Annotated in this window: 24 protein-coding genes; 10 read left to right on the top strand and 14 right to left on the bottom strand. The window is 65.5% G+C overall.

What is annotated here, in order from left to right:
- The first annotated feature begins 44 nt into the window (after window positions 1–44).
- From R2C4_RS10545 to R2C4_RS10535, 3 genes are all read left to right on the top strand, one after another.
- Window positions 45–968 (top strand): DMT family transporter, encoded by a 924-nt coding sequence (locus R2C4_RS10545; protein WP_141890594.1) that lies wholly within the window; start codon window positions 45–47, stop codon window positions 966–968.
- A 245-nt stretch (window positions 969–1,213) separates the two neighbouring features.
- Window positions 1,214–1,879, top strand: coding sequence for a sulfotransferase family 2 domain-containing protein (locus R2C4_RS10540; protein ID WP_141890593.1), 666 nt, complete (start codon window positions 1,214–1,216; stop codon window positions 1,877–1,879).
- 181 nt (window positions 1,880–2,060) lie between these two features.
- Window positions 2,061–2,741, top strand: a complete 681-nt coding sequence (locus R2C4_RS10535) for a Hint domain-containing protein (protein WP_141890592.1) — start codon at window positions 2,061–2,063, stop codon at window positions 2,739–2,741.
- Window positions 2,742–2,813: 72 nt separating this feature from the next.
- Here R2C4_RS10535 and R2C4_RS10530 read toward each other — a convergent pair whose 3' ends face one another.
- The 9 genes from R2C4_RS10530 to R2C4_RS10490 form a co-directional block, all read right to left on the bottom strand.
- Window positions 2,814–5,015, bottom strand: coding sequence for a 3-hydroxyacyl-CoA dehydrogenase NAD-binding domain-containing protein (locus R2C4_RS10530; protein ID WP_141890591.1), 2,202 nt, complete (start codon window positions 5,013–5,015; stop codon window positions 2,814–2,816).
- Window positions 5,012–5,497 (bottom strand): cupin domain-containing protein, encoded by a 486-nt coding sequence (locus tag R2C4_RS10525; RefSeq protein ID WP_141890590.1) that lies wholly within the window; start codon window positions 5,495–5,497, stop codon window positions 5,012–5,014. The genes R2C4_RS10530 and R2C4_RS10525 overlap by 4 nt, the downstream gene beginning before the upstream one ends.
- The gene (locus R2C4_RS10520; protein WP_141890589.1) at window positions 5,497–6,708 is read right to left on the bottom strand and encodes an acetyl-CoA C-acetyltransferase; all 1,212 of its coding nucleotides are present in this window, start codon (window positions 6,706–6,708) and stop codon (window positions 5,497–5,499) included. Before R2C4_RS10520 ends, R2C4_RS10525 begins: the two co-directional genes overlap by 1 nt.
- A 10-nt stretch (window positions 6,709–6,718) precedes the next feature.
- Complete coding sequence (locus tag R2C4_RS10515; protein WP_141890588.1) at window positions 6,719–7,351, bottom strand: glutathione S-transferase family protein; 633 nt, start codon at window positions 7,349–7,351, stop codon at window positions 6,719–6,721.
- Between the two features lie 278 nt (window positions 7,352–7,629).
- A complete protein-coding gene (locus R2C4_RS10510) occupies window positions 7,630–8,778 on the bottom strand; it encodes an acyl-CoA dehydrogenase family protein (protein WP_141890587.1) in 1,149 nt (382 codons plus the stop codon).
- Between the two features lie 26 nt (window positions 8,779–8,804).
- Complete coding sequence (locus R2C4_RS10505; RefSeq protein ID WP_058287244.1) at window positions 8,805–9,017, bottom strand: hypothetical protein; 213 nt, start codon at window positions 9,015–9,017, stop codon at window positions 8,805–8,807.
- A gap of 73 nt (window positions 9,018–9,090) precedes the next feature.
- Window positions 9,091–10,872, bottom strand: coding sequence for an acyl-CoA dehydrogenase C-terminal domain-containing protein (locus tag R2C4_RS10500; RefSeq protein WP_141890586.1), 1,782 nt, complete (start codon window positions 10,870–10,872; stop codon window positions 9,091–9,093).
- Window positions 10,873–10,946: 74 nt separating this feature from the next.
- On the bottom strand, window positions 10,947–11,348 hold the full coding sequence (locus tag R2C4_RS10495; RefSeq protein ID WP_008553284.1) for a MerR family transcriptional regulator: 402 nt from the start codon (window positions 11,346–11,348) through the stop codon (window positions 10,947–10,949).
- A gap of 404 nt (window positions 11,349–11,752) precedes the next feature.
- A complete protein-coding gene (locus R2C4_RS10490) occupies window positions 11,753–12,121 on the bottom strand; it encodes a MerR family transcriptional regulator (protein ID WP_141890585.1) in 369 nt (122 codons plus the stop codon).
- Window positions 12,122–12,245: 124 nt separating this feature from the next.
- On the opposite strand from R2C4_RS10490, the gene R2C4_RS10485 reads away from it, so the two are divergent.
- The 3 genes from R2C4_RS10485 to R2C4_RS10475 are packed head-to-tail and all read left to right on the top strand — an operon-like array spanning window position 12,246 to window position 14,507.
- Window positions 12,246–12,668, top strand: coding sequence for a PaaI family thioesterase (locus R2C4_RS10485; protein WP_008553902.1), 423 nt, complete (start codon window positions 12,246–12,248; stop codon window positions 12,666–12,668).
- Window positions 12,665–13,183, top strand: a complete 519-nt coding sequence (locus tag R2C4_RS10480; protein WP_008555702.1) for a PaaI family thioesterase — start codon at window positions 12,665–12,667, stop codon at window positions 13,181–13,183. Before R2C4_RS10485 ends, R2C4_RS10480 begins: the two co-directional genes overlap by 4 nt.
- A 4-nt stretch (window positions 13,184–13,187) precedes the next feature.
- Window positions 13,188–14,507, top strand: a complete 1,320-nt coding sequence (locus R2C4_RS10475; RefSeq protein WP_141890584.1) for an MATE family efflux transporter — start codon at window positions 13,188–13,190, stop codon at window positions 14,505–14,507.
- 111 nt (window positions 14,508–14,618) lie between these two features.
- On the opposite strand, the gene arsC is transcribed toward R2C4_RS10475, so the two are convergent.
- From arsC to R2C4_RS10460, 3 genes are read right to left on the bottom strand one after another with little or no spacing between them, the layout of a single operon-like run.
- Complete coding sequence (gene arsC / locus R2C4_RS10470; protein WP_141890583.1) at window positions 14,619–14,960, bottom strand: arsenate reductase (glutaredoxin); 342 nt, start codon at window positions 14,958–14,960, stop codon at window positions 14,619–14,621.
- Window positions 14,957–16,015, bottom strand: coding sequence for a quinone-dependent dihydroorotate dehydrogenase (locus tag R2C4_RS10465; protein WP_141890582.1), 1,059 nt, complete (start codon window positions 16,013–16,015; stop codon window positions 14,957–14,959). Before R2C4_RS10465 ends, arsC begins: the two co-directional genes overlap by 4 nt.
- A complete protein-coding gene (locus tag R2C4_RS10460) occupies window positions 16,012–16,350 on the bottom strand; it encodes a DUF952 domain-containing protein (protein WP_141890581.1) in 339 nt (112 codons plus the stop codon). Before R2C4_RS10460 ends, R2C4_RS10465 begins: the two co-directional genes overlap by 4 nt.
- A gap of 163 nt (window positions 16,351–16,513) precedes the next feature.
- On the opposite strand from R2C4_RS10460, the gene R2C4_RS10455 reads away from it, so the two are divergent.
- Together R2C4_RS10455 and R2C4_RS10450 are read left to right on the top strand one after the other, a co-directional pair.
- The gene (locus R2C4_RS10455; protein ID WP_141890580.1) at window positions 16,514–18,094 is read left to right on the top strand and encodes a bifunctional metallophosphatase/5'-nucleotidase; all 1,581 of its coding nucleotides are present in this window, start codon (window positions 16,514–16,516) and stop codon (window positions 18,092–18,094) included.
- Window positions 18,095–18,256: 162 nt separating this feature from the next.
- On the top strand, window positions 18,257–18,565 hold the full coding sequence (locus R2C4_RS10450) for a DnaJ family domain-containing protein (RefSeq protein ID WP_141890579.1): 309 nt from the start codon (window positions 18,257–18,259) through the stop codon (window positions 18,563–18,565).
- A gap of 6 nt (window positions 18,566–18,571) precedes the next feature.
- Here R2C4_RS10450 and R2C4_RS10445 read toward each other — a convergent pair whose 3' ends face one another.
- Window positions 18,572–20,320, bottom strand: a complete 1,749-nt coding sequence (locus tag R2C4_RS10445; protein WP_141890578.1) for a tetratricopeptide repeat-containing sulfotransferase family protein — start codon at window positions 20,318–20,320, stop codon at window positions 18,572–18,574.
- A gap of 90 nt (window positions 20,321–20,410) precedes the next feature.
- Here R2C4_RS10445 and R2C4_RS10440 point away from each other — a divergent pair, with 90 nt between their 5' ends.
- Window positions 20,411–21,100 (top strand): SOS response-associated peptidase, encoded by a 690-nt coding sequence (locus R2C4_RS10440; RefSeq protein ID WP_141890577.1) that lies wholly within the window; start codon window positions 20,411–20,413, stop codon window positions 21,098–21,100.
- A 4-nt stretch (window positions 21,101–21,104) separates the two neighbouring features.
- Here the strand turns inward: R2C4_RS10440 and R2C4_RS10435 are convergent, their stop codons facing one another.
- Entirely contained in the window at window positions 21,105–21,596 is a 492-nt protein-coding gene (locus R2C4_RS10435) for a MarR family winged helix-turn-helix transcriptional regulator (RefSeq protein ID WP_027244174.1), read from the bottom strand.
- 163 nt (window positions 21,597–21,759) lie between these two features.
- Here R2C4_RS10435 and mnmH point away from each other — a divergent pair, with 163 nt between their 5' ends.
- The gene (mnmH, locus tag R2C4_RS10430) at window positions 21,760–22,812 is read left to right on the top strand and encodes a tRNA 2-selenouridine(34) synthase MnmH (protein WP_141890576.1); all 1,053 of its coding nucleotides are present in this window, start codon (window positions 21,760–21,762) and stop codon (window positions 22,810–22,812) included.
- Window positions 22,813–22,883 lie beyond the last annotated feature (71 nt).

Genomic DNA, 22,883 nt, shown 5'->3' with positions numbered 1-22,883 from the left:
TTAGGGGACAGATATTGCGGAAAGTTGCGGGCAATGGGAAGGGTATGAAACAAACAGCAACCCTCAGCCATGAAGGCGGCAGCCAGGCCGCTGCTGCCCAGTGCATGCTGGCCGCCATGCTGATTATCGGCATCACAGACAATGCGGTGCCGCTGCTGGCGGAGACCATCGGGCTGGGCCAGTTCTACCTGCTGCGCACATTTGTCGCGCTGCCGTTCCTGTGGATGATGGCGCGCGCCGGGCTGGGCGGGCTCAGCCCCCGGAACTTTGGCGCGGTGCTGCTCAGGGCGGTGCTGGTGGCGGTGTCGATGGTGTTCTACTTCTCCGCGGTGGCGCTGATGCCGATTGCCCAGGCGCTGGCGGGGCTGTTCACCTCGCCGATCCTGATCGTGGTGATCTCCGTGCTGTTCCTGAGGATGCGGATCGGCTGGATCCGGATTGCCGCGGTGCTGTGCGGCTTTGCCGGCGTCCTGATGGTGCTGCAGCCGGACCCGGCCGCCTTTAACTGGCTGATCCTGGTGCCGGTGGCGGGCGGGCTGTTCTATGCGCTCGGCTCCCTGGCGACAGGTCTTTACTGCCAGGGCGAAAGCACGGTGGCGATGCTGTTTGTCTACCTGCTGGTGCAGGGGCTGCTGGGCGCGATGCTGCTGGCGGGGCTGGAGATCTGGCCGCAGGCCGTGCCCGCGGGTGCGGATGGCTTTGTCACCCGCGGCTGGGTCTGGCCGCTGTGGGAGGTTTCGCACTTGATCCTGCTGCAGGGCTGCGCCGCGGTCGCCGGCGTGTTCCTGATCACCAAGGCCTACCAGCTGGGCGAGGCGTCTTATGTCGCGGTCTTTGAATATTCAGTGATGATCGTCGGCCCCGGCGTTGCCTGGGCCTATTGGGGACAGGCGCTGAACATCTGGCAGATGCTGGGGATCGCACTGATCATCACCGCCGGGACCACCATCGCGCTGCGCTCAAGATAAAGGAGAGGGGCGCTGCCCCGCAGGTTAATGCTGGAAGAGGGGCGCTGCCCCGCAGGTTAATGTTAGAAGAGGGGCGCTGCCCCTCTTGGCCCCTCGGGGCCAATTCACCCCGGAGTATTTTCGAAAAGGTGAAAGGGCGGGCCGCGCTGCGCTTTCATCTTTCCCCAAATACTCCCGCCGGAGGCCTGCACCGCAAGGTGCAGATCTGCATTTCCATGTGCGGATCAATATCCTAGGGTCGGCGCATGATCCTGTCGCAAGGCCGCCAATACGTCTTTATTCATATCCCCAAGACCGGCGGCACCGCGCTGGCGCTGGCGCTGGAGGCGCGTGCCATGGCGGATGACATGATGCTGGGCGACACCCCCAAGGCGCTGAAGCGCCGCCGCCGCCTGCAGGGCGCGCAGGCGCGCGGACGGCTGTGGAAGCACTCCACCCTGGCCGATATCGACGGGCTGCTGCCGCAGGAACAGTTGCGCGGCCTGTTTGCTTTCACCCTGGTGCGCAATCCTTGGGACCGGGCGGTGAGCTATTACCACTGGCTGCAGACGCAGAGCTTCGATCATCCCGCCGTCGCCCTGGCGCAAAGCCTGGCGTTCCGCGCCTTCGTGCAGCATCCGCAGACCATCAGCGCCTTCCGGGCCAGCCCGGCGGCCTCCTACATGCGCCATGCCGACGGGACGGAGCAGTGCCAGCTTTATATCCGGCTGGAGCGGTTTCAAACCGATGCCCGGCCGCTGTTTGACCATCTCGGGTTTTCGCTGGAACTGCCCCGGGTCAATGAAAGCGGGCGGCAGCGGGACTGGCGGCCCTATTACGACGCGGCCGCGGCGGAGGCGGTGGCCAAAGCCTGCGCGCAGGATATCGCGCAATTTGAATACTCTTTTAACGATTCTCTCCTATCCCAATGACAGGAAACAGCGCCGGTTCTGCCGGTCCGGGGACCAATCCGGGGGCCGCAGGCAGATTGGCGCAGGGACGTGAACATTGACCGGATTTTACCGCATTTGCGCGCTGTTGCCGCCGCGGGTGAAGGCAGATCCGGAACGGGCCGAACGGGCGCGCTGCCCGGGCCGCAGGAAAGGAACGCGGATGCTGGACTGGCTTCTGAAACGCTCGCAGGTCTCGATGGGACGGGCCATGAACAGCGGGTTTCCCCTGATCCCCGTGGGGCAGGGCGGCTTCCTGGCAGGCACCCATGTGGCCTCCAGCCTGGGCTGGCGCCCGGTGGAGGCGCTGATGGCGGGCGACAAGGTGCTGACCTTCGATCACGGGATGCAGACCATCGTGGAACTGCAGCGCGAAACCATCCTGCCGGGCGAGGGGGAGCTGGAACCGGCCCGCTGCCCGCTGCTGGTGCCGCGTGATGCGCTGATGAACCGGGTGCCCTTGTGGCTGATGCCGGATCAGGGCGTGCTGCTGGAGAGCGAGCTGGTGGAGGACGCCCTGGGTGATCCTTTTGCGGTGGTGCCGGCCTGCGCGCTGGAGGGCTACCGCGGCATCCGCCGGATGCATCCGGGCGCGCAGCTGGATCTGGTCACGCCGCGGTTTGCCCAGGATCAGGTGATCTATCTGGAGGCCGGGATGCTGGGATTTTCCGCGGCCCCGCGCGACCTGATGTGCGGCCGGGTCTATCAGGAGGAAAGCGCCTACAGGGTGCTGCCGCCGGAAGAGGCGCGCGGGCTGGTGCTGTCGCTGATGGCCGAGGATGAGCACTGGACCGCGCCTGGTGCCGCACTGGCCGGGGCGGAGTACCAGCCGACGCTGAGCTGAGCCGCGCCAGATGGATGGAACAGAAAAACGGCCGGGGCAAAACCCCGGCCGTTTTGATTCTCAGATCTGCCGTCAGGCCGCCGCGGATTTTTCCGGGGCGAAACGGGTGTAGAAGCTCTGGCCCTTCTCCGCCATCTCGCGCAGCAGCGCCGGGCAGGAGAAGCGCTCGCCGAACTTCTCCGTCAGGCTGTCGCAGCGATCGGCGGCATAGGGCGTGCCCAGGATGTCGAGCCAGCTGAGCGGCCCGCCCGACCAGGGCGCGAAGCCCCAGGCCAGGATCGCGCCCACGTCACCCTCGCGGATGTCCATCAGCACGCCTTCCTCCAGCGCCCGCACCGCTTCCAGAACCTGCGCGAACATCAGCCGTTCCTGCACCTCGATCAGATCGGGCTGCTCTGCCGCCAGCGGGTATTTCTCCTGCAGGCCCTTCCAGTAACCGGCGCGCTTGCCCTTGTCGTCATACTCGAAGAAGCCGGCATTGGCCTTGCGCCCCAGACGGCCCTGGTCCTCCATCCAGAAGATCAGGTCATCCGCCGGGCTTTTCGGATAGGCATCGCCCATCGCCGCCTTGGTGGCGCGGGCAATCTTGGCGCCCAGATCAATCGAGGTCTCATCGGTCAGCTGCACCGGCCCGACCGGGAAGCCCAGCTGCCGCGCGGCGTTGTCGATCAGCACCGGGCTGACGCCCTCGGTGATCATCCGCATGCCTTCGTTGATGTAGGGGATGATGCAGCGGTTGGCGTAGAAGAAGCGCGCATCGTTGACCACGATCGGCGTCTTGCGGATCTGGCGCACGTAATCCAGCGCCTTGGCCACCGCACGGTCGCCGGTTTCCTTGCCCTTGATGATCTCCACCAGGAACATCTTCTCGACCGGCGAGAAGAAGTGGATGCCGATGAACTGCTCCGGACGGCTGGAGGCCTTGGCCAGCTCGGTGATCGGCAGGGTAGAGGTGTTGGAGGCAAAGATGCAGTCTTCGGGGATAACCGCCTCGACCTTTTGGGTCATCTCGGCCTTGACGCCCGGATCCTCGAACACCGCCTCGATGATCAGGTCGCAGCCCTTCAGAGCGTCCAGGTCCGGAGTCGCGGTGATCTGCGCCAGCAGCGCCTCTTTCTTCTCCTGGGTCGCCTTGCCGCGCTTGATGCCGGCGTCCATGTAGGCCGCGGAATAGGCCTTGCCCTTGTCGGCGGCGTCCTGGTCGCGGTCGATCAGCACCACTTCCATGCCGGCCTGGGCCGAGACCAGCGCGATGCCTGCGCCCATCATGCCGGCACCCAGCACGCCGATCTTCTTCACCGACTGGTCCGGCACGCCGGCGGGCCGCACCGCGCCTTTTTCCAGCGCCTGCTTGTTCAGGAACAGGCTGCGGATCATCGCCGAGGACGACGGGTTCATCAGCACATTGGTGAACCAGCGCGCTTCGATCTTCAGCGCGGTATCGAAATCGACCAGCGCGCCCTCATAGATCGACGACAGCAGCGCCTTGGCCGCCGGGAAGGCGCCCTGGGTCTTGCCATGCACCATCGCGGAGGCGCCAACAAAGGTCATGAAGCCAGCGGGGTGATAGGGCGCACCGCCCGGCATCTTGTAGCCCTTGGCGTCCCAAGGCTTGACCAGGTCGGCATCCTTGGCGTTCAGCACCCATTCCTTGGCCGCGGCCAGCGGATCCTCAGACACCGCGTCGATCAGCTGCGCGCCCTTGGCCTTCTTCGGGTCCATCATCTTGCCTTCCAGCAGCACCGGCGCCGCTGCCATCGCGCCCACCATGCGGGAGTACCGCGTGGTGCCGCCGCCGCCGGGGAAGATGCCGATCATGATTTCCGGCAGGCCAATCTTGGCCTTCGGGTTGTCGGTCATCACCCGGTGGTGGCAGGCCAGCGCAATCTCGGTGCCGATACCGGCGCAGGTGCCGTTGATCGCACAGGCCACCGGCTTGCCGCCCTTCTTGGTCTTGGGGTCCATGCCCGCCAGCTCCAGCTTGCGCAGGATGCGGTGGCCGCTCATGGTGAAGTCGAACAGGCCCTGGGCCGGGTTCTCGCCCGACTCCTCGCGGATGGTGGCCAGCACGTTCAGGTCCATGCCGCCGGCAAAGTCCTTCTTGCCGCTGGTGATCACGATGCCCTTCACGGCCTCGTCTGCCAGCGCCCGGTCCACGTATTCCTCAACCAGGCCAAAGGCCTCGCGGGTGAGGACGTTCATGGACTTGCCTTCGGCGTCCCAGGTGATGATTGCGACGCCGTCTGCGTCCACGTTGTATTTGAAATCGCTCATGTATCTTCTCCAGTCTGGTCAGCCGTCAGCGGGCTGCCGTCCTTACGGGTGAAGGTGAACTGCCCTCCGGCAAATTTCACCATCATGTCCATATCGCTGTAATAGCCGGTCTCGGTCGAAGTGCGGGTCCCTACCACCAGAAACGCCGCGGGCTTGTCCGAACGGTTCACCAGGTGGTGGCCGTTCGCCTCGCCCGCCGGAAAGGCGGCGCAATCGCCGGGCTGCATTTCATGCGCACCCTGATCGTCGATCAGGGTGCAGATGCCCTCGGTCACCATCACGAACTCGTCCTGCTCCATGTGGTAATGGCGCAGCGACGACATCGCGCCCGGCTCCAGCCGCACGATGTTGACGCCGAACTGGCTGAGCCCGCCCGGATCCCCCAGCGGCTGGACGCTGCGGCCCTTGCAGGCCTCCGCCAGCTTGCCGGGGTAACCCGATCCGGTCCGCCAGGGCAGTTGGGATAGGTCCAGCTTCGGCATCAGACCCGCTCGATGATCGTTGCGGCGCCCATGCCCGAAGCGATGCACAGGGTGGCGAGGCCGGTTTGCTTGTCCTGACGCTCCAGTTCATCCAGCAGGGTGCCGATGATGATCGCGCCGGTGGCGCCCAGCGGGTGGCCCATGGCGATGGAGCCGCCGTTGACGTTGACCAGCTCCGGATCGACGTCAAACGCCTGCTGGAAGCGCAGCACGACCGAGGCGAAGGCCTCGTTCACCTCAAACAGGTCGATGTCGCCGATCTGCATGCCGTTGTCGGCCAGGATCTTTTCGGTCACCGGCACCGGGCCGGTCAGCATGATGGTCGGATCGGTGCCGATCTTGGCGGTCGCCTTGATCCGCGCGCGCGGCTTCAGGCCGTGCTTCTCGCCGAACGCCTTGTTGCCGATCAGCAGCGCCGCAGCGCCATCCACGATGCCGGAGGAGTTGCCCGCATGGTGGATATGGTTGATCCGCTCCAGATGCGGGTATTTCAGCATGGCGACCTTATCAAAGCCCGGCATCTGCTCGCCCATCATCTGGAACGCGGGGTTCAGCGAGCCGAGCGTCTGCATGTCGGTGCCGGGGCGCATGTATTCGTCATGGCTCAGGATCGGCAGGCCGTTCTGGTCCTTGACGGTGATCACCGACTTCTCGAACCGCTTCTCTTCCCACGCTTTGGCGGCACGGCGCTGCGATTCCATCGCCAATGCGTCCGCCTGATCGCGGGTAAAGCCGTATTCGGTTGCGATGATGTCGGCGGAGATGCCCTGCGGCACGAAATAGGTTTCCATCGCGAGGCTCGGATCAACCGCAATTGCCGCGCCGTCGCTGCCCATGGCCACCCGGCCCATCATCTCCACGCCGCCAGCGATATAGGCATCGCCCGCGCCGCCCTTCACCTGGTTCGCCGCCAGGTTCACCGCTTCCATGCCGGAGGCGCAGAAACGGTTGATGGCGAGGCCCGGGATGCGCTCATCCAGGTCCGAGGCCAGAACCGCCGAGCGCGCCAGGCAGCCGCCCTGTTCCATCACCTGGGTCACGTTGCCCCAGATCACGTCCTCGACCGCGTGGCCTTCCAGGTTGTTGCGCTCCTTGATCGCGTTCAGCGTCAGGGCGGACAGGCGGACCGAGGTCACCTCATGCAAGGAGCCGTCCTTGCGTCCCTTGCCGCGCGGGGTGCGCAGCGCGTCATAGATATATGCGTCTGTCATCGTGCTCTCCTCAGGCCCGGTCCGACGGGTTGCCGGGCATCAAGTCATAGGGGTGTTTCCAGCCGGGCAGGGCGCTGATGCGGTCCAGCCAGGCGTCGATATGGGGCCAATCGGCCCGGTCGAAGCCAAATGGCTCCGGGTAAAGCAGGTAGCCGCAGCAGGTCAGATCGGCGTTGGTGAGACCATCGGCCACGATCCACTCGCGGCCCTGCAAATGGGTGTTCAGGGTGCTGAAGGCAGCCTTCAGCCTTCCTTGCATGAAGGTGATCACCTCCTGCGGGCGCTTGTCCTCGGGGATGAAATTCATCAGGAAACGGGTCATGCCAGCCTGGCTGGACAGTTTGTGGTTGTCCCACAGGATCCAGCGCAGGACTTCGTACTTGTCCTCCGGGCGGCCTGCGAACTTGCCGGTCTTGTCGCTGATATACTGCTGGATCACCCCGGACTGCGACAGCCGCACATCACCGTCCACCAGCACCGGCGCCTCCGCCATCACGTTGAGGCCGCGGTAGTCGTCGCTGCGGTGCGCGCCGCCGAAGAAATCGACAAACACCGGCTCCCAGGCCAGGCCCGACAGCTCCAGCGCCAGCGCCGCCTTATAGGAATGGCCGCTTTCGCCGAAGCAATGCAGTTTGAGTGTCATATGTTGCTCCCTGTGTCTGCTGGCGGAGCGGGGGTTTCACACCCCCGCACCCCGGTGGAGTATTTTTGGAAAGATGATGGGGCGTTAACCTGCGTCCTTGCGCGGCGTGCTACCTTGGTCCTGCGGCACAGGCTGGAGAGCCGATGGCCGTGAAAGGTGAAGACGTCCCTGCCCATTTGGCGAAGGCTTGGGGGCAGGGACACTGCCCTTGCTTCATCTTTCCCCAAATACTCACATTCCATCATCGGCCTCCCGCGGTGCCGCCGCGGCCCCTGCGGTTACAGCGACCGCGCAATCAGCTCCTTCATGATCTCATTGGTGCCGCCGTAGATCCGCTGCACCCGGGCGTCAGCCCACATCTCGCCCACGGCGTATTCCTGCATATAGCCGTAGCCGCCGTGCAGCTGCAGGCATTCGTCCAGCACTTCGCCCTGGGTGTCGGTGATCCAGTATTTCGCCATGGCCGCCTTCTCGACGCTCAAGCGGCCCTCCAGGTGCTCGGCAATGCACTCATCCAGGAAAGCGCGTGCGACCTTGGTCTTGGTCAGGCATTCGGCCAGCTTGAAGCGGGTGTTCTGGAATTGCAGGATCGGGCCGCCAAAGGCCTCGCGTTCCTTGCAGTAGGCCACGGTGCGCTCCACCGCGCCTTCCATCGCGCCGACCGCGCCGCAGGCGATGATCAGCCGCTCCTGCGGCAGCTGCTGCATCATCTGGTAGAAGCCCTGGCCCTCGGCGCCGCCGAGGATGTTTTCCGGCGGGATCTCCACATCGCTGAAGAACAGCTCCGAGGTGTCCGCCGCATGGCAGCCGATCTTGTCGAGGTTGCGGCCGCGGCTGAAGCCCGCGGCGCCGTCGGTTTCCACCGCCACCAGCGAGACGCCCTTGGCGCCCGCGGCCGGGTCGGTCTTGGCCGCCACCAGGATCAGGTTGGCGTGCTGGCCGTTGGTGATGAAGGTCTTTTGCCCGGACAGCCGGTAGGCGTTGCCGTCCTTCACCGCCTTGGTCTTGATCGCCTGCACGTCGGAGCCGGTCGAAGGCTCGGTCATCGCCAGCGCGCCGACCAGCTCGCCGGTCACCATCTTCGGCAGCCAGCGCTGTTTCTGCTCTTCGGTGCCGTAGGCCAGGATGTAATGCGCCACGATGCCCGAATGGATGCCGTGGCCCCAGCTGGCCAGATTGGCGCGGCTGCCTTCCATCAGGATCACCGCCTCATGGCCGAAATCGCCGCCCGCGCCGCCGTAGGCCTCGGGCACCGATGGGCACAGCAGGCCCAGCTCGCCGGCCTCTTGCCAGGTCCCGCGGTCCATCATGCCCTGCTTGCGCCAGGTCTCGAATTTGGGCGCCCATTCATTGGTGATGAACTGGGCCGTCATTTCGGCAAGCATCTGGTGCTCTTCCGTCATCCATGCGGACTGCGTGGTGGTCATTTCTCTCCCCTTGGCCGTGTTCGGGCCTACTTCTTGCGCGCCTCCAGCTCGGCGTTGAACAGCCGCAGCCGGTGGGTCAGGTTTTCTTGGTCTGTCACACTGTCGAAATGCTCGAACAGGAATGACAGCGCTTCTCCCTCGTCCAGCCCCGCCTCCCGGGCAAATTTCCTGAGCTTGCGGTAGCCGTCCTCGGTCATCGCGACGGGGAAGCGGCGGGTCAGGCGGAAGCGTTTCGGCATATGCGGGTCCTTTGCATGTCAAGGCACCGGCCGGGGCTGTATCGGGCGCCCCGCGATGGGGCGCCCTCAGGCGTCAGAAGGCGTCTGCGTCCAGCGCCATCACTGTCTCCGCGCCGCTTTCGATGCGGGCCAGGTGCAGTTTGGTCGCGGGCAGCCGCCGTGCCATATAGTACCGGCCGGTTGCGAGTTTCGTCTCATAGAACGCCGCGTCACCGGCCCCCGCGTCAAGCGCTTCCTGCGCCGCCTTGCCCATCCGGGCCCACATCAGGCCCAGGCACACGTGGCCGAACAGGTGCATGAAGTCATAAGAACCCGCCAGCGCCTGATTGGGGTCCTTCATGCCGCTTTGCATGAAGAACATGCCGGCCGCCTGCAGATCCTTGGAGGCCGCCTGCAGGGGCTTGATGAAGTCCTTGGTGAAATCTTCCGAGACGTCTTTGTTCTCCTGGCAGAAGCTCTTCACCATGTCGAAGAACGCCAGAACGTATTTGCCGCCGTGCTGGCCCAGCTTGCGGCCCACCAGGTCCAGCGCCTGCACGCCGTTTGCGCCCTCGTAGATCATCGCGATGCGGGCGTCGCGGGTGTATTGCGACATGCCCCATTCCTCGATGTAGCCATGGCCGCCATAGACCTGCTGCGCCTGCACGGTCATGTCATAGCCCTGGTCGGTCAGGAAGCCCTTGATCACCGGCGTCATCAGCGAGATCAGGCCGTCGGCATCCTTGTCGCCGGCGCGGTGTGCCTGGTCGATCAGGGTGGCGCCCCACAGCAGGAACGCGCGCGCGCCTTCGGCAAAGCTTTTCTGATCCATCAGCGAGCGGCGGATGTCGGGGTGCACGATCAGCGGATCGGCCGGGCCGTCCGGGTTCTTGGCACCGGTCACGTCGCGGCCCTGCAGACGGTCCTTGGCGTATTCCAGCGCGTTCTGATAGGCGGCCTCGGCCTGCGCCAGGCCCTGCATGCCGACGCCCACACGCGCCTCGTTCATCATGGTGAACATGGCGCGCATGCCCTTGTGCTCTTCGCCCAAGAGCCAGCCCACCGCACCGTCATAGTTCATCACGCAGGTGGAGTTGCCGTGGATGCCCATCTTCTCTTCGATCTTGCCGACCGAAACGCCGTTGCGCTCACCCAGGGAGCCGTCCTCGTTCACCAGGAACTTCGGCACGATGAACAGGGACACACCCTTGATGCCCTCGGGGCCGCCGGGGATCTTGGCCAGCACCAGGTGCACGATGTTTTCCGCCATGTCGTGATCGCCGGAGGAGATGAAGATCTTCTGGCCGGAGATGCGGAAGCTGCCGTCATCCTGCGGTTCCGCCTTGGTGCGCATCAGGCCCAGGTCGGTGCCGCAATGCGGTTCAGTCAGGTTCATGGTGCCGGTCCACTGGCAGCTGACCATATTCGGCAGATAAGTTGCCTTCTGCTCGTCGGTGCCATGCGCCAGGATCGCCGAGGCCGCGCCATGGGTCAGGCCCTGGTACATGGTGAAGGCCTGGTTGGCGGCCGAGAAGAACTCGCCCACCGCGGTGCCGATCACATAAGGCATGTTCTGGCCGCCGAACTCTTCCGGCATGTCGATGCCCGGCCAGCCGCCTTCCTTGACCTGCTCAAAGGCGTCCTTGAACCCTTTGGGGGTGTAGACCACCCCGTTTTCCAGGCGGCAGCCTTCCTGATCGCCCACCACGTTCAGCGGGTGCAGCACTTCGCTGGCGATCTTGCCTGCTTCCTCCAGCACGGCGCCGGTGAAATCCGGCTCCAGTTCGGGGTAGCCGGGGATATCCTGGGCTGAGACCTTCAGGACATCATGCAGAATAAACTGGGCGTCTTTTGCGGGGGCTGTATAAGAAGGCATTAGGGTCCTCTTCGGGGGTCTTGTTGGACTTGATCAGGTGCCGGGCAGGCCGGCAGACGGGGCAGGGCGGCTGCTTATTCGGCAGCCTTTTTCTGGGCCCGCATTGAGGCGATCATCTTTTCACCCCAGGCGAGCTGGTCTTTCAGATCCTCGATGGCCTCGGTCAGCTCCTCGCGCTGGCGCTCCATGTCGTCGAGCCGGTCCTTGGCAATCTCGAATGTCTTGGTCAGCTGAGTCACCTGCTGGTCGCCGACATGGTACAGGTCCAGCAGCTGGCGGATTTCCTCCAGGCTGAACCCGAACCGCTTGCCGCGCAGAATCAGCTTCAGGCGGGCCCGGTCGCGCTTGGTGAACAGCCGCTTCTGGCCGTCGCGGATCGGGAACAGCAGTTCCTTGGCTTCGTAGAACCGCAGGGTGCGGGGCGTCACGTCAAAGGCCTCGCACATCTCGCGGATGGTCATGGTTTCTTCGGTCATCGTCGTCACTCTTACGGCTTGGTGCAGCACCAAGCTGGTCGCAGTTCGCGTTTCGATCAAGACTGACTTTACGTTTACGTAAGTTGTACGTTGCGTCACTTTGAGCGCGGCAGTAGTTCGCAAAACGAACATAATGTGACGTAACGTAGCGCTCGGGGGAAGGGGCATCAGGCCGCGTCCCCCGGCGGCCGGCAGGGCGGAAGGGGCGAATCTGCTGATCCGGATTCCCGCAAGCCGCGGGCGGCACCGCGCGGCACACCGGGCCGCCCCGCCAGGAGAGTGGCAGGGCTGCACCCGCGCGCAGGCGCGTGGCGGCTGAAAAATTTTCAAGAATTTGCAGGCGGCTGGCAGGTTTGCTGCGCCCTGCCAGACAGTGCAGCGCCAGTGCGCCGGCGCCGCGGGGGCTACTTCAGCAGTGCCTTGGTGCTGGCGCGCAGGGCGCTCAGCTCTTCAATGGCTTCGTTGATCTGTTCGCGCTGCTTTTCCAGCTCCGCCAGCTGGCGGTCGGCCATTTCCATAAAGGCGTGGTTCTGGGCGTCGTTGCCCTCTTCCTCATAGATCAGCAGCCACTGGCGGATCTCTTCCAGCTGAAAACCGAACTTGCGCCCGCGCAGGATCAGCTTCATCCGGGCACGCTCCCGCGCACCGTAATAGCGCGAGCGGCCCTCGCGGTCCGGCTGCAGCAATTCGATGTATTCATAATAGCGCAGCGTCCGCGGTGTCACGTCGAACTCAGCGCACATTTCCTTGAATGACAATTTGTTGTCGGTCATCCGTCTTCTCCCTTGGCGGGAACCTATGCACTTGCAGCGAACAGTGCAACCTCCGTGGCGGCACACTTGCGCTTTCGCCGGGCCGCAGCCAAAGATAGGGCAGAGATTTCAAAGGGACAGCCCCATGGCCGACAAGACCCAGCTCGCACGCCAGTTCATCGAAGCCATTCCCCATGCCAAGCAACTGGGCATGAAGCTGACGGAGATCGGCGACGGCACCGCAGAGATCCGGATGGCCTATGACGAAAAGCTGATCGGCGACCCGGCGACCGGGGTGATTCACGGCGGCGCGGTCTCAGCCCTGATGGACACATGCTGCGGCGCGGCGGTGATGAGCCACCCCTCGGCCCCCGGCGGCACCGCCACCATCGACCTGCGCATCGACTACATGCGGCCCGCCACGCCGGGCCAGGCAATCACCACCCGCGCCACCTGCCACCACATCACCCGCTCCGTCGCCTTTGTCCGCGCCGTGGCGATGGATGAGGACGCGGACCGTCCCGTGGCCACCGCCGCAGGCGCCTTTACCGTGGAGAAGAAGTTTTGAGCCGCCCCCGTCCCGAACCGATCCAGGTGGTCAAGCAGCGCCGCGATGCCGCGCTGTCGGCACTGGTGGATTCGGTGCCCTACATCCGCTTTCTGAACGTGACCTTCGACCGCCGCGGCGATGAGCTGACGGCGCAGCTGAACTTCGAGGACAAGCTGATCGGCAACCCGTTTCTGCCGGCCATCCACGGCGGCGTGACCGCGGCGTTCCTGGAGATCACGGCGATGATCACGCTCAACTGGTCGTTTCTGTGGCCGCGCATCGAATCCGGCGATCTGGACCCGGCCGAGATGGCCAAGGGCAACCTGCCGCGCCAGCCCAAGACCATCGACTTCACCGTCGACTACCTGCGCTCCGGCCTGCCGCGCGATGCCTATGCCCGCGCCCGGGTGAACCGTTCGGGGCGCCGCTATGCCTCGGTGCATGTGGAGGCCTGGCAGGACCACAAGGACAAGCTGTTTGCCCAGGCCACCGGCCATTTCCTGATGCCGCAGGACGCAAGCGGCGAAGGCTGATTTCATGACTAGCGCCGACACCGGGATCACCCACGCCCGGGTGCTCAGGATCGCCTTGCCGATTGTCCTGTCCAATGCCACCGTGCCCATCCTGGGCGCGGTTGACACCGGCGTGGTCGGCCAGATGGGGCAGGCCGCACCGATCGGCGCCGTCGGCATCGGCGCGGCGATCCTGGCGGCGGTGTACTGGATCTTCGGCTTCCTGCGCATGGGCACCACCGGCATGGCCGCTCAGGCGCGCGGGGCCGGGGACTGGGCCGAAACCGGAGCCCTGCTGATGCGCGGGCTGCTTCTGGGTTTTGCCGCAGGGGCTGTCTTTGTCATTACCCAAGCGGGCGTGTTCTGGGGCGCCTTTGCGCTGGCGCCTGCCAGTCCCGAGGTCGAAAGCCTGGCCCGCGCCTATCTGGAAATCCGCATCTGGGGCGCGCCCGCCACCATTGCGCTTTATGCCGTGACCGGCTGGCTGATCGCGGTGGAGCGCACCCGCGGCGTGTTTCTGCTGCAGGTCTGGATGAACGGGCTGAACATCGTGCTGGACCTGTGGTTCGTGCTGGGCTTCGGCTGGGGCGTCGAAGGAGTGGCCCTGGCCACGCTGATTGCCGAATGGACCGGGCTGGCGCTGGGGCTGTACCTGTGCCGCGATGCCTTTGCGGGCGAGCAGTGGCGCGACTGGGCGCGGGTGTTTGACGCGGCGCGGCTCAAGCGGATGGTGCAGGTGAATGGCGACATCATGGTGCGCTCGGTGCTGCTGACGGGGTCTTTCACTACTTTCCTGTTCATCAGCTCCGGCGTCGGCGACGTGAACCTGGCCGCCAACCAGATCCTGCTGCAGTTCCTGTCGGTCACTGCCTTTGCGCTCGACGGCTTTGCCTTTGCCGCCGAAGCCCTGGTGGGCGGGGCGGTCGGCGCCCGCGCCCGCGCCCGGCTGCGCCGGGCAGCGGTGATTGCCGCGCAATGGAGCACTGGCGGCGCGCTGCTGCTGGGGGCGGGGTTTGCCTTGGCCGGGCCTGCGGTGATCGACCTGATGGCCACCGCGCCCGAGGTGCGCGACGCGGGCCGTGCCTATTTGCTATGGGTGGTGCTGGCGCCGGTGCTGAGTGTTGCGAGCTACATGTTTGACGGCATCTATATCGGCGCCACCTGGACCCGCGAGATGCGCCGGGCGATGGTGCAGGCGGTCGGCGTCTACGTGCTGGCGCTGCTGGTGCTGGTGCCGGTGTTCGGCAATCACGGGCTTTGGGCGTCGCTGATGGTGCTGAACATCGCCCGCGGAGTGACCCTGGGCCTGCGCTATCCGCGGCTGGAGGCCCAGGTGGAGGCCTGAGCCGCCCGGAATTCCGCGGGAATTCCGGCCCGTTTTCCGGCGCGGAAAACAGGCGCTCCGCGCCAAAAAATCCTCGCAGGATTTTTGGCCGTTTCCCGCGCCGGGAAACGGTTACAGCAGCGCCTCAACCGCCTCGGTGGGCCGCCCGATCACAGCCTGGCCGTCCTTGATCGCAATCGGCCGCTCGATCAGGACCGGATGCGCGGCCATCGCCGCCAGCAGATCTTCCTCGGCGCTGTCCTTGCTCAGGCCCAGGTCCTTGAAGACCTTCTCGCCCGTCCGCATCATCTGAACCGCAGAAACGCCAAGCGCCGCCTGCACCGCCTTGATCTCCGCGACCGAAGGCGCATCCTGCAGGTAGAGCCGCACCTGCACGTCAGCGCCGCGTTCTTCCAGCAGCGCCAGACCTGCGCGGGATTTCGAACAGCGGGGGTTATGCCAGTAGGTGATCACAGCCAGTCCTTCCGTTTTGTTCCAACCGCTTGCGCCACATTGTCAAACCCGTCGCGGGCCAGCAATTCATCCAGACCGCGGGCAATGTCACCGGCCAGCGACAGCCCGCCATAGACCATGGCAGTGTAGAACTGCACGGCGCTGGCCCCGGCGCAGATCTTGGCATAGGCCTGCTCCGCGGTGCTGATGCCGCCGACACCGACCAGCGGCACGGTGCCGTCCAGAAGCTCCGACAGCTGCGCCAGAACCCGGGTGGATTTCTCAAACAGCGGCGCGCCGGACAACCCGCCGGCCTCATCCCTGTGGGCGCTGTGCAAACCGTCGCGCGACAGGGTGGTGTTGGTGGCAATCACCGCGTCGATGCCGGTTTCCACGGCGACGGCGGCGATGTCCTCGATCCCTGCACGGTCCAGATCCGGGGCGATCTTCAGGAACACCGGCACCCGTCGGCTGAGGCTGTTGCGGGTTTCAATGACGCCCGCCAGCAGCGCCGACAGTGCCGCCTTGCCCTGCAGGTCGCGCAGCTTCTCGGTGTTCGGGGAGGACACGTTGACCGTGGCGAAATCCAGATGCGCGCCGCAATGGGCCAGCACCTTGGCAAAATCCGCAGCGCGGTCGGCGCTGTCCTTGTTGGCGCCGAGGTTCAGCCCGATGACCGCATCGCTGGGCCGCTGCGACAGGCGCATGCCGATCGCCTCCATGCCCTCGTTGTTGAAGCCGAAACGGTTGATTGCCGCCTTGTCTTCGGTCAGGCGGAACAGGCGCGGCTTGGGGTTGCCGGGCTGCGGGCGCGGGGTGGCGGCGCCAACCTCGATGAAGCCAAAGCCGGACCTCGCCAGCGGCGCCAGCGCCTCGGCGTTCTTGTCATATCCTGCGGCGAGGCCCACCGGGTTCGGCAGCTCGATCCCCGCCAGCGTGGTCCTGAGCCGGGCAGAGGTGACCGGGCCGGGGGCCGGGGCCAGACCCATGGTCAGCGCCTTGATCGACAGCCCGTGCGCGGCCTCCGGATCAATCCGGTGCATTGCCGCCAGGGCCAGCTTCTCCGTCAGCTTCATGCCATCTCCTCGGGGAACTGATGCACGCCTTCCGCCAGCGGCAGCGGCTTGGCCCAGACCACATCGCTCATGCGGATATTGCGGTAAAGATGCGGGAACTCGGCGCCGCCGCGTGACACTTCCCATTTCAAATCGCCGCCCATCGCTTCCGCATCGCAGGCCAACAGGGTCAGCCCCTCGGCGCCGGCAAAGTGCTTGGCCGCGGTTTCCGCCGCCTGGGTGGCGGTGGAGAAATGGACGTAGCCGTCCGCAACATCAATCGGCGCGCCGGGCGTTTCGCCCTCGGCCTGCAGCGCGGCCCATTCGTCCGCCCGGAAAATCTTGTAAATCAGCATGAGCGCCTGATGCCCTGCGATTGCAGCGGAATCAAGGGGGATTGGAGGCGGGGCGGCTGGTCACGCTGACGCAAGGGGAGGCGGCAGGCCGGCTTTTCCCCTTTGACCGGCGCGGGCTTTGGGCGCAGGCTCTCTCTAAAACAGAACAACGGGAGCGCTCCTCATGATTGCACGCATTCTCACGTCGGTTGCAGCCCTGGCCCTGACCGCCGGTGCAGCGGCGGCCGAGTACAGGCTGACCATCCTGCACACCAACGACTTTCATTCGCGGTTTGAGCCGATCAACAAATACGACAGCACCTGCGATGCCGAGGATCAGGCCGAGGGGAAGTGTTTCGGCGGCACCGCGCGGCTGGTGACAGCGATTGCGGACGCGCGGGCGCGGGCGGAGAATGCGATCCTTGTCGATGGCGGCGACCAGTTCCAGGGCTCGTTGTTCTATACCTATTACAAGGGCAAGGCCGCGGCGGAGTTCATGACCAAGCTGGGCTATGACGGGATGACCGTCGGCAACCATGAATTCGACGACGGGCCGGAGGTTCTGCGCGGCTTCATGGATGCGGTGGGGTTTCCGGTGCTGATGTCCAATGCGGATGTGTCCGCGGAACCGGCGCTGGCGGATGTGCTGAAGAAATCCACCGTGATCGAGCGCGGCGGCGAGAAGATCGGCCTGATCGGCCTGACACCGGAGGACACGCATGAACTGGCAAGCCCCGGCAAGAACGTGCAGTTCTCCGACCCCGTGGCGGCGGTGCAGGCGGAGGTGGACCGGCTGACCGCCGACGGGGTGAACAAGATCGTGGTCCTCAGCCACTCCGGCTATGGCGTCGACCAGCGGGTGGCGGCGGAGACCACAGGGGTGGATGTGATCGTGGGCGGGCATTCGAACACCTATCTGTCCAACACCTCGGACAAGGCTGTTGGACCGTATCCGACCGTGGTGAACGGGGTGCAGATCGTGCAGGCCTATGCCTATGGCAAGTTCCTGGGCGAGCTGAACGTGACCTTCGACGACGCGGGCAATGTGATCCGCGCGGACGGCGAGCCCCTGATTATGGATGCCGCCGTCAGTGAAGATGCGGCCACGCTGGACCGGATCGCGGAACTGGCGCAGCCGCTGGACGAGATCCGCAACAAGGTGGTTGCTGAAGCGGCGGAACCCATCGACGGCAGCCGCGATGTCTGCCGCGTGCAGGAGTGCCAGATGGGCAATCTGGTGGCCGATGCGATGCTGGACCGGGTCAAAGATCAGGGCGTGACCATTGCCATCGCGAACTCCGGCGGCATCCGGGCCAGCCTGGATGCGGGCGAAGTCACGATGGGCGAGGTGCTGACCATCCTGCCGTTCCAGAACACGCTGTCGACCTTTGAGATTGACGGCAAGACGCTGGTCGAGGCGCTGGAGAACGGTGTCAGCCAGGTGGAGGACGTCAAGGGCCGCTTCCCGCAGGTGGCGGGGCTGACATTCAGCTGGGATGCTTCTGTGGCTCCGAACGCGGGCCGGGTCAAGGAGGTGCTGGTGGCGGAGGGCGCGGGTTTTGTGCCGATTGATCCGGCCAAGACCTATGTGGTGGTGACCAACGACTACGTCCGCAACGGCGGCGACGGCTATGCGATGTTCGAAGGCGACGACAAGAACGCCTATGACTTCGGCCCCGACCTGGCGGATGTGCTGGCGGAGTATCTGGCGGCGCAAGGCCCCTATACTCCCTATACCGACGGGCGGATTGCGCTGGTGAAATAGGCCGCGGCGCATAGGTCCGGACCGGACCCAATGTTTCGCGCGCGAAACATTCGGGCAGGAGGGCTGCCGCATTAATTTTAGCGACTGGTAACCTTCGCCGGCCCTTCGTTAACGGGCTGGCGGGGGCTTTCGCACGGTCAGAACGCGTGGCAGAATACGGCCATGGACCACCCGCTGATCGACCTCATCAATGCCCGGATCGAAGCCGCCGAGAAGGACGGCGCCTTTTATAATCTGCAGGGCGCGGGCAAGCCGCTGCCGCAATGCGACGACCCGGAGAATGCGCTGGTCAACCGGCTGGTGCGTGAGAGCGGCGGGGTGCCGGAGTTCGTCAGCCTGTCGCGCGAGTTGCAGCGCTTGCGGGCGGAGCTGCAGGAGACCGGCGACCGCAGCCGCCGGCAGGAGATCCTGAAAGAGATGTCGATGATGGATGCGCGGATTGAGATCGCGCGCAAGGCCTACACCAAGTAGCCGCCGTTACCCTTTGATTTCCGGCCAGATTTCCGGATCCAGCCCGCCAATGAAGGGCGCCAGGACATCGGCGTATTTCTCCCATTTGCCGATCGAGCGGGTGTGCGCAGTCTGCCTTACCTGGGTGTTCGACAGCGTCAGAACCTGGCCCTCGTGCCGTTCCGGGTGGGCCATGTCCTCGACCCACTCCAGTCCGCAGAAGTCCGCGAGCTTGCGGCTTTCGCCCTCGATATCAGACACGAAGTCTTCGTAGCGCAGGTCATAGATCCGGCCCGGCATCACCTGCCGCCAGTGCTGCATCAGCCGGCCATAGAGGTTGAAGCGGTGCGCCATGGCCTTCAAATCATAGGCATAGGTGAGCGAGCTGCCGGAGAAATAGCCGCGCCAGATCGACAGCGCCACGTCGCGCGGGTCGCGGCAAAGATGAACAAACCGTGCATCCGGGTAGGCGGTGCCAAGGTGGCCCAGCAGACGGTAATTGTCGGGCATCTTATCGACATAGGCCGCCGTGCCTTCGGGCATATCGGGCAGGCGGCTGATGTCCTCGGCCACGAAATTGCGGGCGGCCTCGGGCGTGAAGTCCTGATCCCTGTCCAGATAGGGATACAGCAGGAAGGCCGGCACGCCGCGTTCGCCCAGCGGGAACACATCGGGGTGCAGGCCGATCACGGTTTCCGTGAGGGTGGTGCCGGAGCGCGGCATCCCCACCACATAGATCGGGCGCGGGCCGTCCGGCGCGGTGTCCACCGGGGTGACCGCCTCCGGGAAGGCGGCCATGATGCGGGTGAACTGGCGCTCGCTTTCCTCGTAGTCATAGGGCGTCTGGGCGGCCATGCAGGCGTTCGCCTCGTCGTTATGGGCGGCGAAGGCCTCCTTGTCGCCGGCCTGATCGGCAATACGGGCGAGGGCGAAACTGGCGTTGGCGCGGTCGAGGGAGCGGGGCGCGGCGGATTTCAGTGCCTTCTGCGCGATGGGGAGCAGCTCCACGTTCTGCTCGCGGCTGCTGATGCGGGCCAGCATCTCCAGCACCTGGGTGTCCTTGGGGTCCAGTTCCAGCAATGCCAGGCAGTGTTCGCGCGCGGCGGCGGTTGCGCCGTTGGAAATCAGCTGGCTGGCTAGGCGCCGGCGCGCCTCCACGTTCTGGGGGGCCACGGCAACCGCTTTTTGGGCGGCCTCGGTGGCCTCGTCCTGGCGCATCAGCCGGGCGAGCAGCAGGCTGGCGTTCTGCAACGCGTCGGCGTCGTTGGGGTTCACCTTGAGCGCGGCCTGATAGTCCGCCAGCGTCGCCTTTTCATCGCCCAGCGTGTTCCAAGCGGTGGCGCGCAGCCGCAGCATCCGCGGCTGGCGCGGGTCGCGGGCCAGCGCGGCGGTGGCGGTTTCGATCGCGGCCTCGGCGTCGTTCATCACCAGATGCGCCTGCGCCTGCAGATAGAGTGCCGCCTGATCGCCGGGCTGGTCCTTCAGCACCCGCTCCAGCAGCTTCATTGCCGGTTCGCCCTGCTGCAGGAACAAAAGCGTCTGCGCCAGGTTCTTGCGGGCGTCGTGAAAGCCGGGGGCCAGCGCCAGCGCCTTTTTGAAATAGGGCACGGCATCGCGGTGCTTGCCCAGGCCGGACAGGGAGATGCCGGCGATATTGGGGAAATCCGGGTGGCTCTTGTGCCGTTTCATGCCGCCCTTGGACTGCTTCAGCGCCTGTTTGAACTTGCCCTGGTTGAGAAAACCCAAGGCGGACTGGAGATCGTTCTGGAGAGTCATGAGGCCTATCTATCATCCTGTCAGGGCGGCTGAAAATCCTGCGCCGCGGGAGGCTTTGCAAATGCGCCGCAGCCTGGGTTAGAAATCAGCATGTGCGGACGATTTGCCATAACCCTGCCCAGTGATGCAATGGCGCAGCTGTTTGCGGCGCAGCCTGCCAACGATCTGCCGAAGGTGCCGAACTTCAACGTCTGCCCGACCAATCCGGTGCATGCGGTGCAGGCGGGCGAGGGCGGGCGGCAGCTGGTTGCCATGCGCTGGGGGTTCCTGCCGCATTGGTACAAGACGCATACCGCCGGGCCGCTGCTGATCAACGCGCGGGCAGAGACGATTGCGCAAAAGCCTGCCTTTGCCGCCGCAGCCCGCGAACGGCGCTGCCTGATCCCGGCCAGCGGCTTTTACGAATGGACCAAGGCGGAGGGCGGCGCCCGGCTGCCCTGGTACATCCATCGCAGCGATGGCGCACCGATCGCCTTTGCCGCCGTCTGGCAGAGCTGGGGCGCGGACGATCCGGTCAAGACCTGCGCCATTGTCACCACCGCCGCCAACCAGGGGCTGTCGGCGATCCACCACCGGATGCCGCTGATCCTGGAGCCGGAGGACTGGGGCAAATGGCTGGGCGAGGAGGGCCATGGCGCCGCGGCGCTGATGCAGCCAGGGGCGGAGGGCGTGCTGGACTATCACCGGGTTGATCCGGCGGTGAACTCCAACCGGGCTGAGGGGCCGGAGCTGATCGAGCCGTTTGAGGCGGGCGATACCCCGCGCGGCCGCCTGATCTGAGCGCTTATTCGGCGGCCTGGCTGCTGGGCAGGTCGCGCTGCGGCGCCCGGCTCAGCTCATTGGCGGCAAGCGTTGCCTTGCGCAGCAGGGCCACGAAGGTCTCCTGCTCCGCCGCGGTGAGGCCGGTGAAAATCGCGGGCTGGGCGGCCCGGACCACCGGCAGGATCCGCTCCAGCAGCGCCTCGCCGTCGCGGGTCAGGCTGACCTCGCGGGCGCGGCGGTCGGCAGCGGACACCCGGCGTGCCACCAGCCCCTTGTCCACCAGCCGGTCCACCACCTTGCCCAGCGTCGCGCGGTCATAGGCGATGAGGCCCGCGACAGAGGCCTGGTCGATGCCCGGATGGCGGCGGATGGCGGCCATGGCGGAAAACTGCACCGGGGTCAGGTCGATGCCTTCGGCCGCCATCCGCTCCATGAACTGGGCGACGGAGATCTGGTGCAGCCGCCGGATCAGGTGGCCGGGCAGCGCGTGAATGTCCAAAGGGTCGGTGTCCATCGGTCCTGGTCCTTGCCGCTGTGGCGCCGCGGGGCTTCTGCCCGGGCCGGTCTGTTCGCTCCGTTTTGCCTTACTGCCCTGTGCGCAGTGCGCGCAAGTATTATTGCCGCAGGCCGGCCGTTTGCGGCTTTTCCTTGCGCATGGGGCGCGGTAGGCATGGGCCATGGCGCTGACATTCACATCCCTGCGAGAGTTTTATGCCCACGGGTTCGACACGGTGATCGACGTGCGCAGCCCGGCGGAATATGCCGAGGACCACGTGCCGGGCGCGATCAATCTGCCGGTGCTGGACAACGAGGAACGGGCAGAGGTCGGCACCATCTATGTGCAGGACAGCCCTTTCAAGGCGCGCAAGCTGGGGGCGGCGCTGGTGTTCCGCAATGCCGCAAACCACATCGAGCAGAGCCTGAGCCACCACGAGGGCAGCTGGAAACCCCTGGTCTATTGCTGGCGCGGCGGCCAGCGGTCGGGGTCGTTCACCTGGATGCTGCAGCAGATCGGCTGGCGCGCCGAGGTGGTGCAGGGCGGCTATCAGAGCTACCGCCGGCTGGTGAATGCGGCGCTCTATCAGACCGCGCTGCCGCACCGGCTGGTGGCGCTGGACGGCTATACCGGATCGGCCAAGACCGAGGTGCTGAAACGCGCAGGACAACTGGGCGTGCAGGTGCTGGATCTTGAGGGGCTGGCCAATCACCGCGGCTCGCTCTTGGGAGACATGCCGACGCCGCAGCCCTCGCAGAAAGGCTTTGAATCCGCCTTGGCAGGCGCGCTGATGAAACTGGACCCGGCCCGGCCGGTGCTGGTGGAGGCGGAGTCGAGCAAGATCGGCCAGCGGATCATTCCGCCCGCGGTCTGGGATGCGATGAAGCAGGCCCCCAGGATCGAACTGCAGGTGCCGGTGGCGGCACGCTGCCGCTATCTGGTTGAGGCCTACGACGACATCCTGTCGGACGCGGACCGGCTGCGCGAGAAACTGGGGCCGCTGCGTGCCCACCGCTCCGGCGCGGTGGTGGATGGCTGGTTCGCCAGCATCGAGGCCGGGGACAAGGCTGGCCTGACCGAAGCGCTGATGGTGGAGCATTACGATCCCGCCTACCGCAAATCCCGGACCGCGATCGGGGCGGAGGTTGCGGCGACGGTGGAAGCGAATGCGCTGGATGATGCGGGGCTGAATGCGGCTGCCGCGCAGGTGGCTGAGGTCATGTCTGGTCTTTGACAGAAGTTCTCCCGCCCGCCGCCGGGGCCTCTGCGAGGCCCCGCGCCCGTTGGGCGTGGCGCTGCGCTGGC

It is taken from the genome of Leisingera aquaemixtae, from assembly GCF_006740765.1.
Lineage (GTDB): Bacteria > Pseudomonadota > Alphaproteobacteria > Rhodobacterales > Rhodobacteraceae > Leisingera > Leisingera aquaemixtae.
Note: the sequence above shows the minus strand (reverse complement) of the source record. Positions and strands in the feature narration are given on the sequence as shown.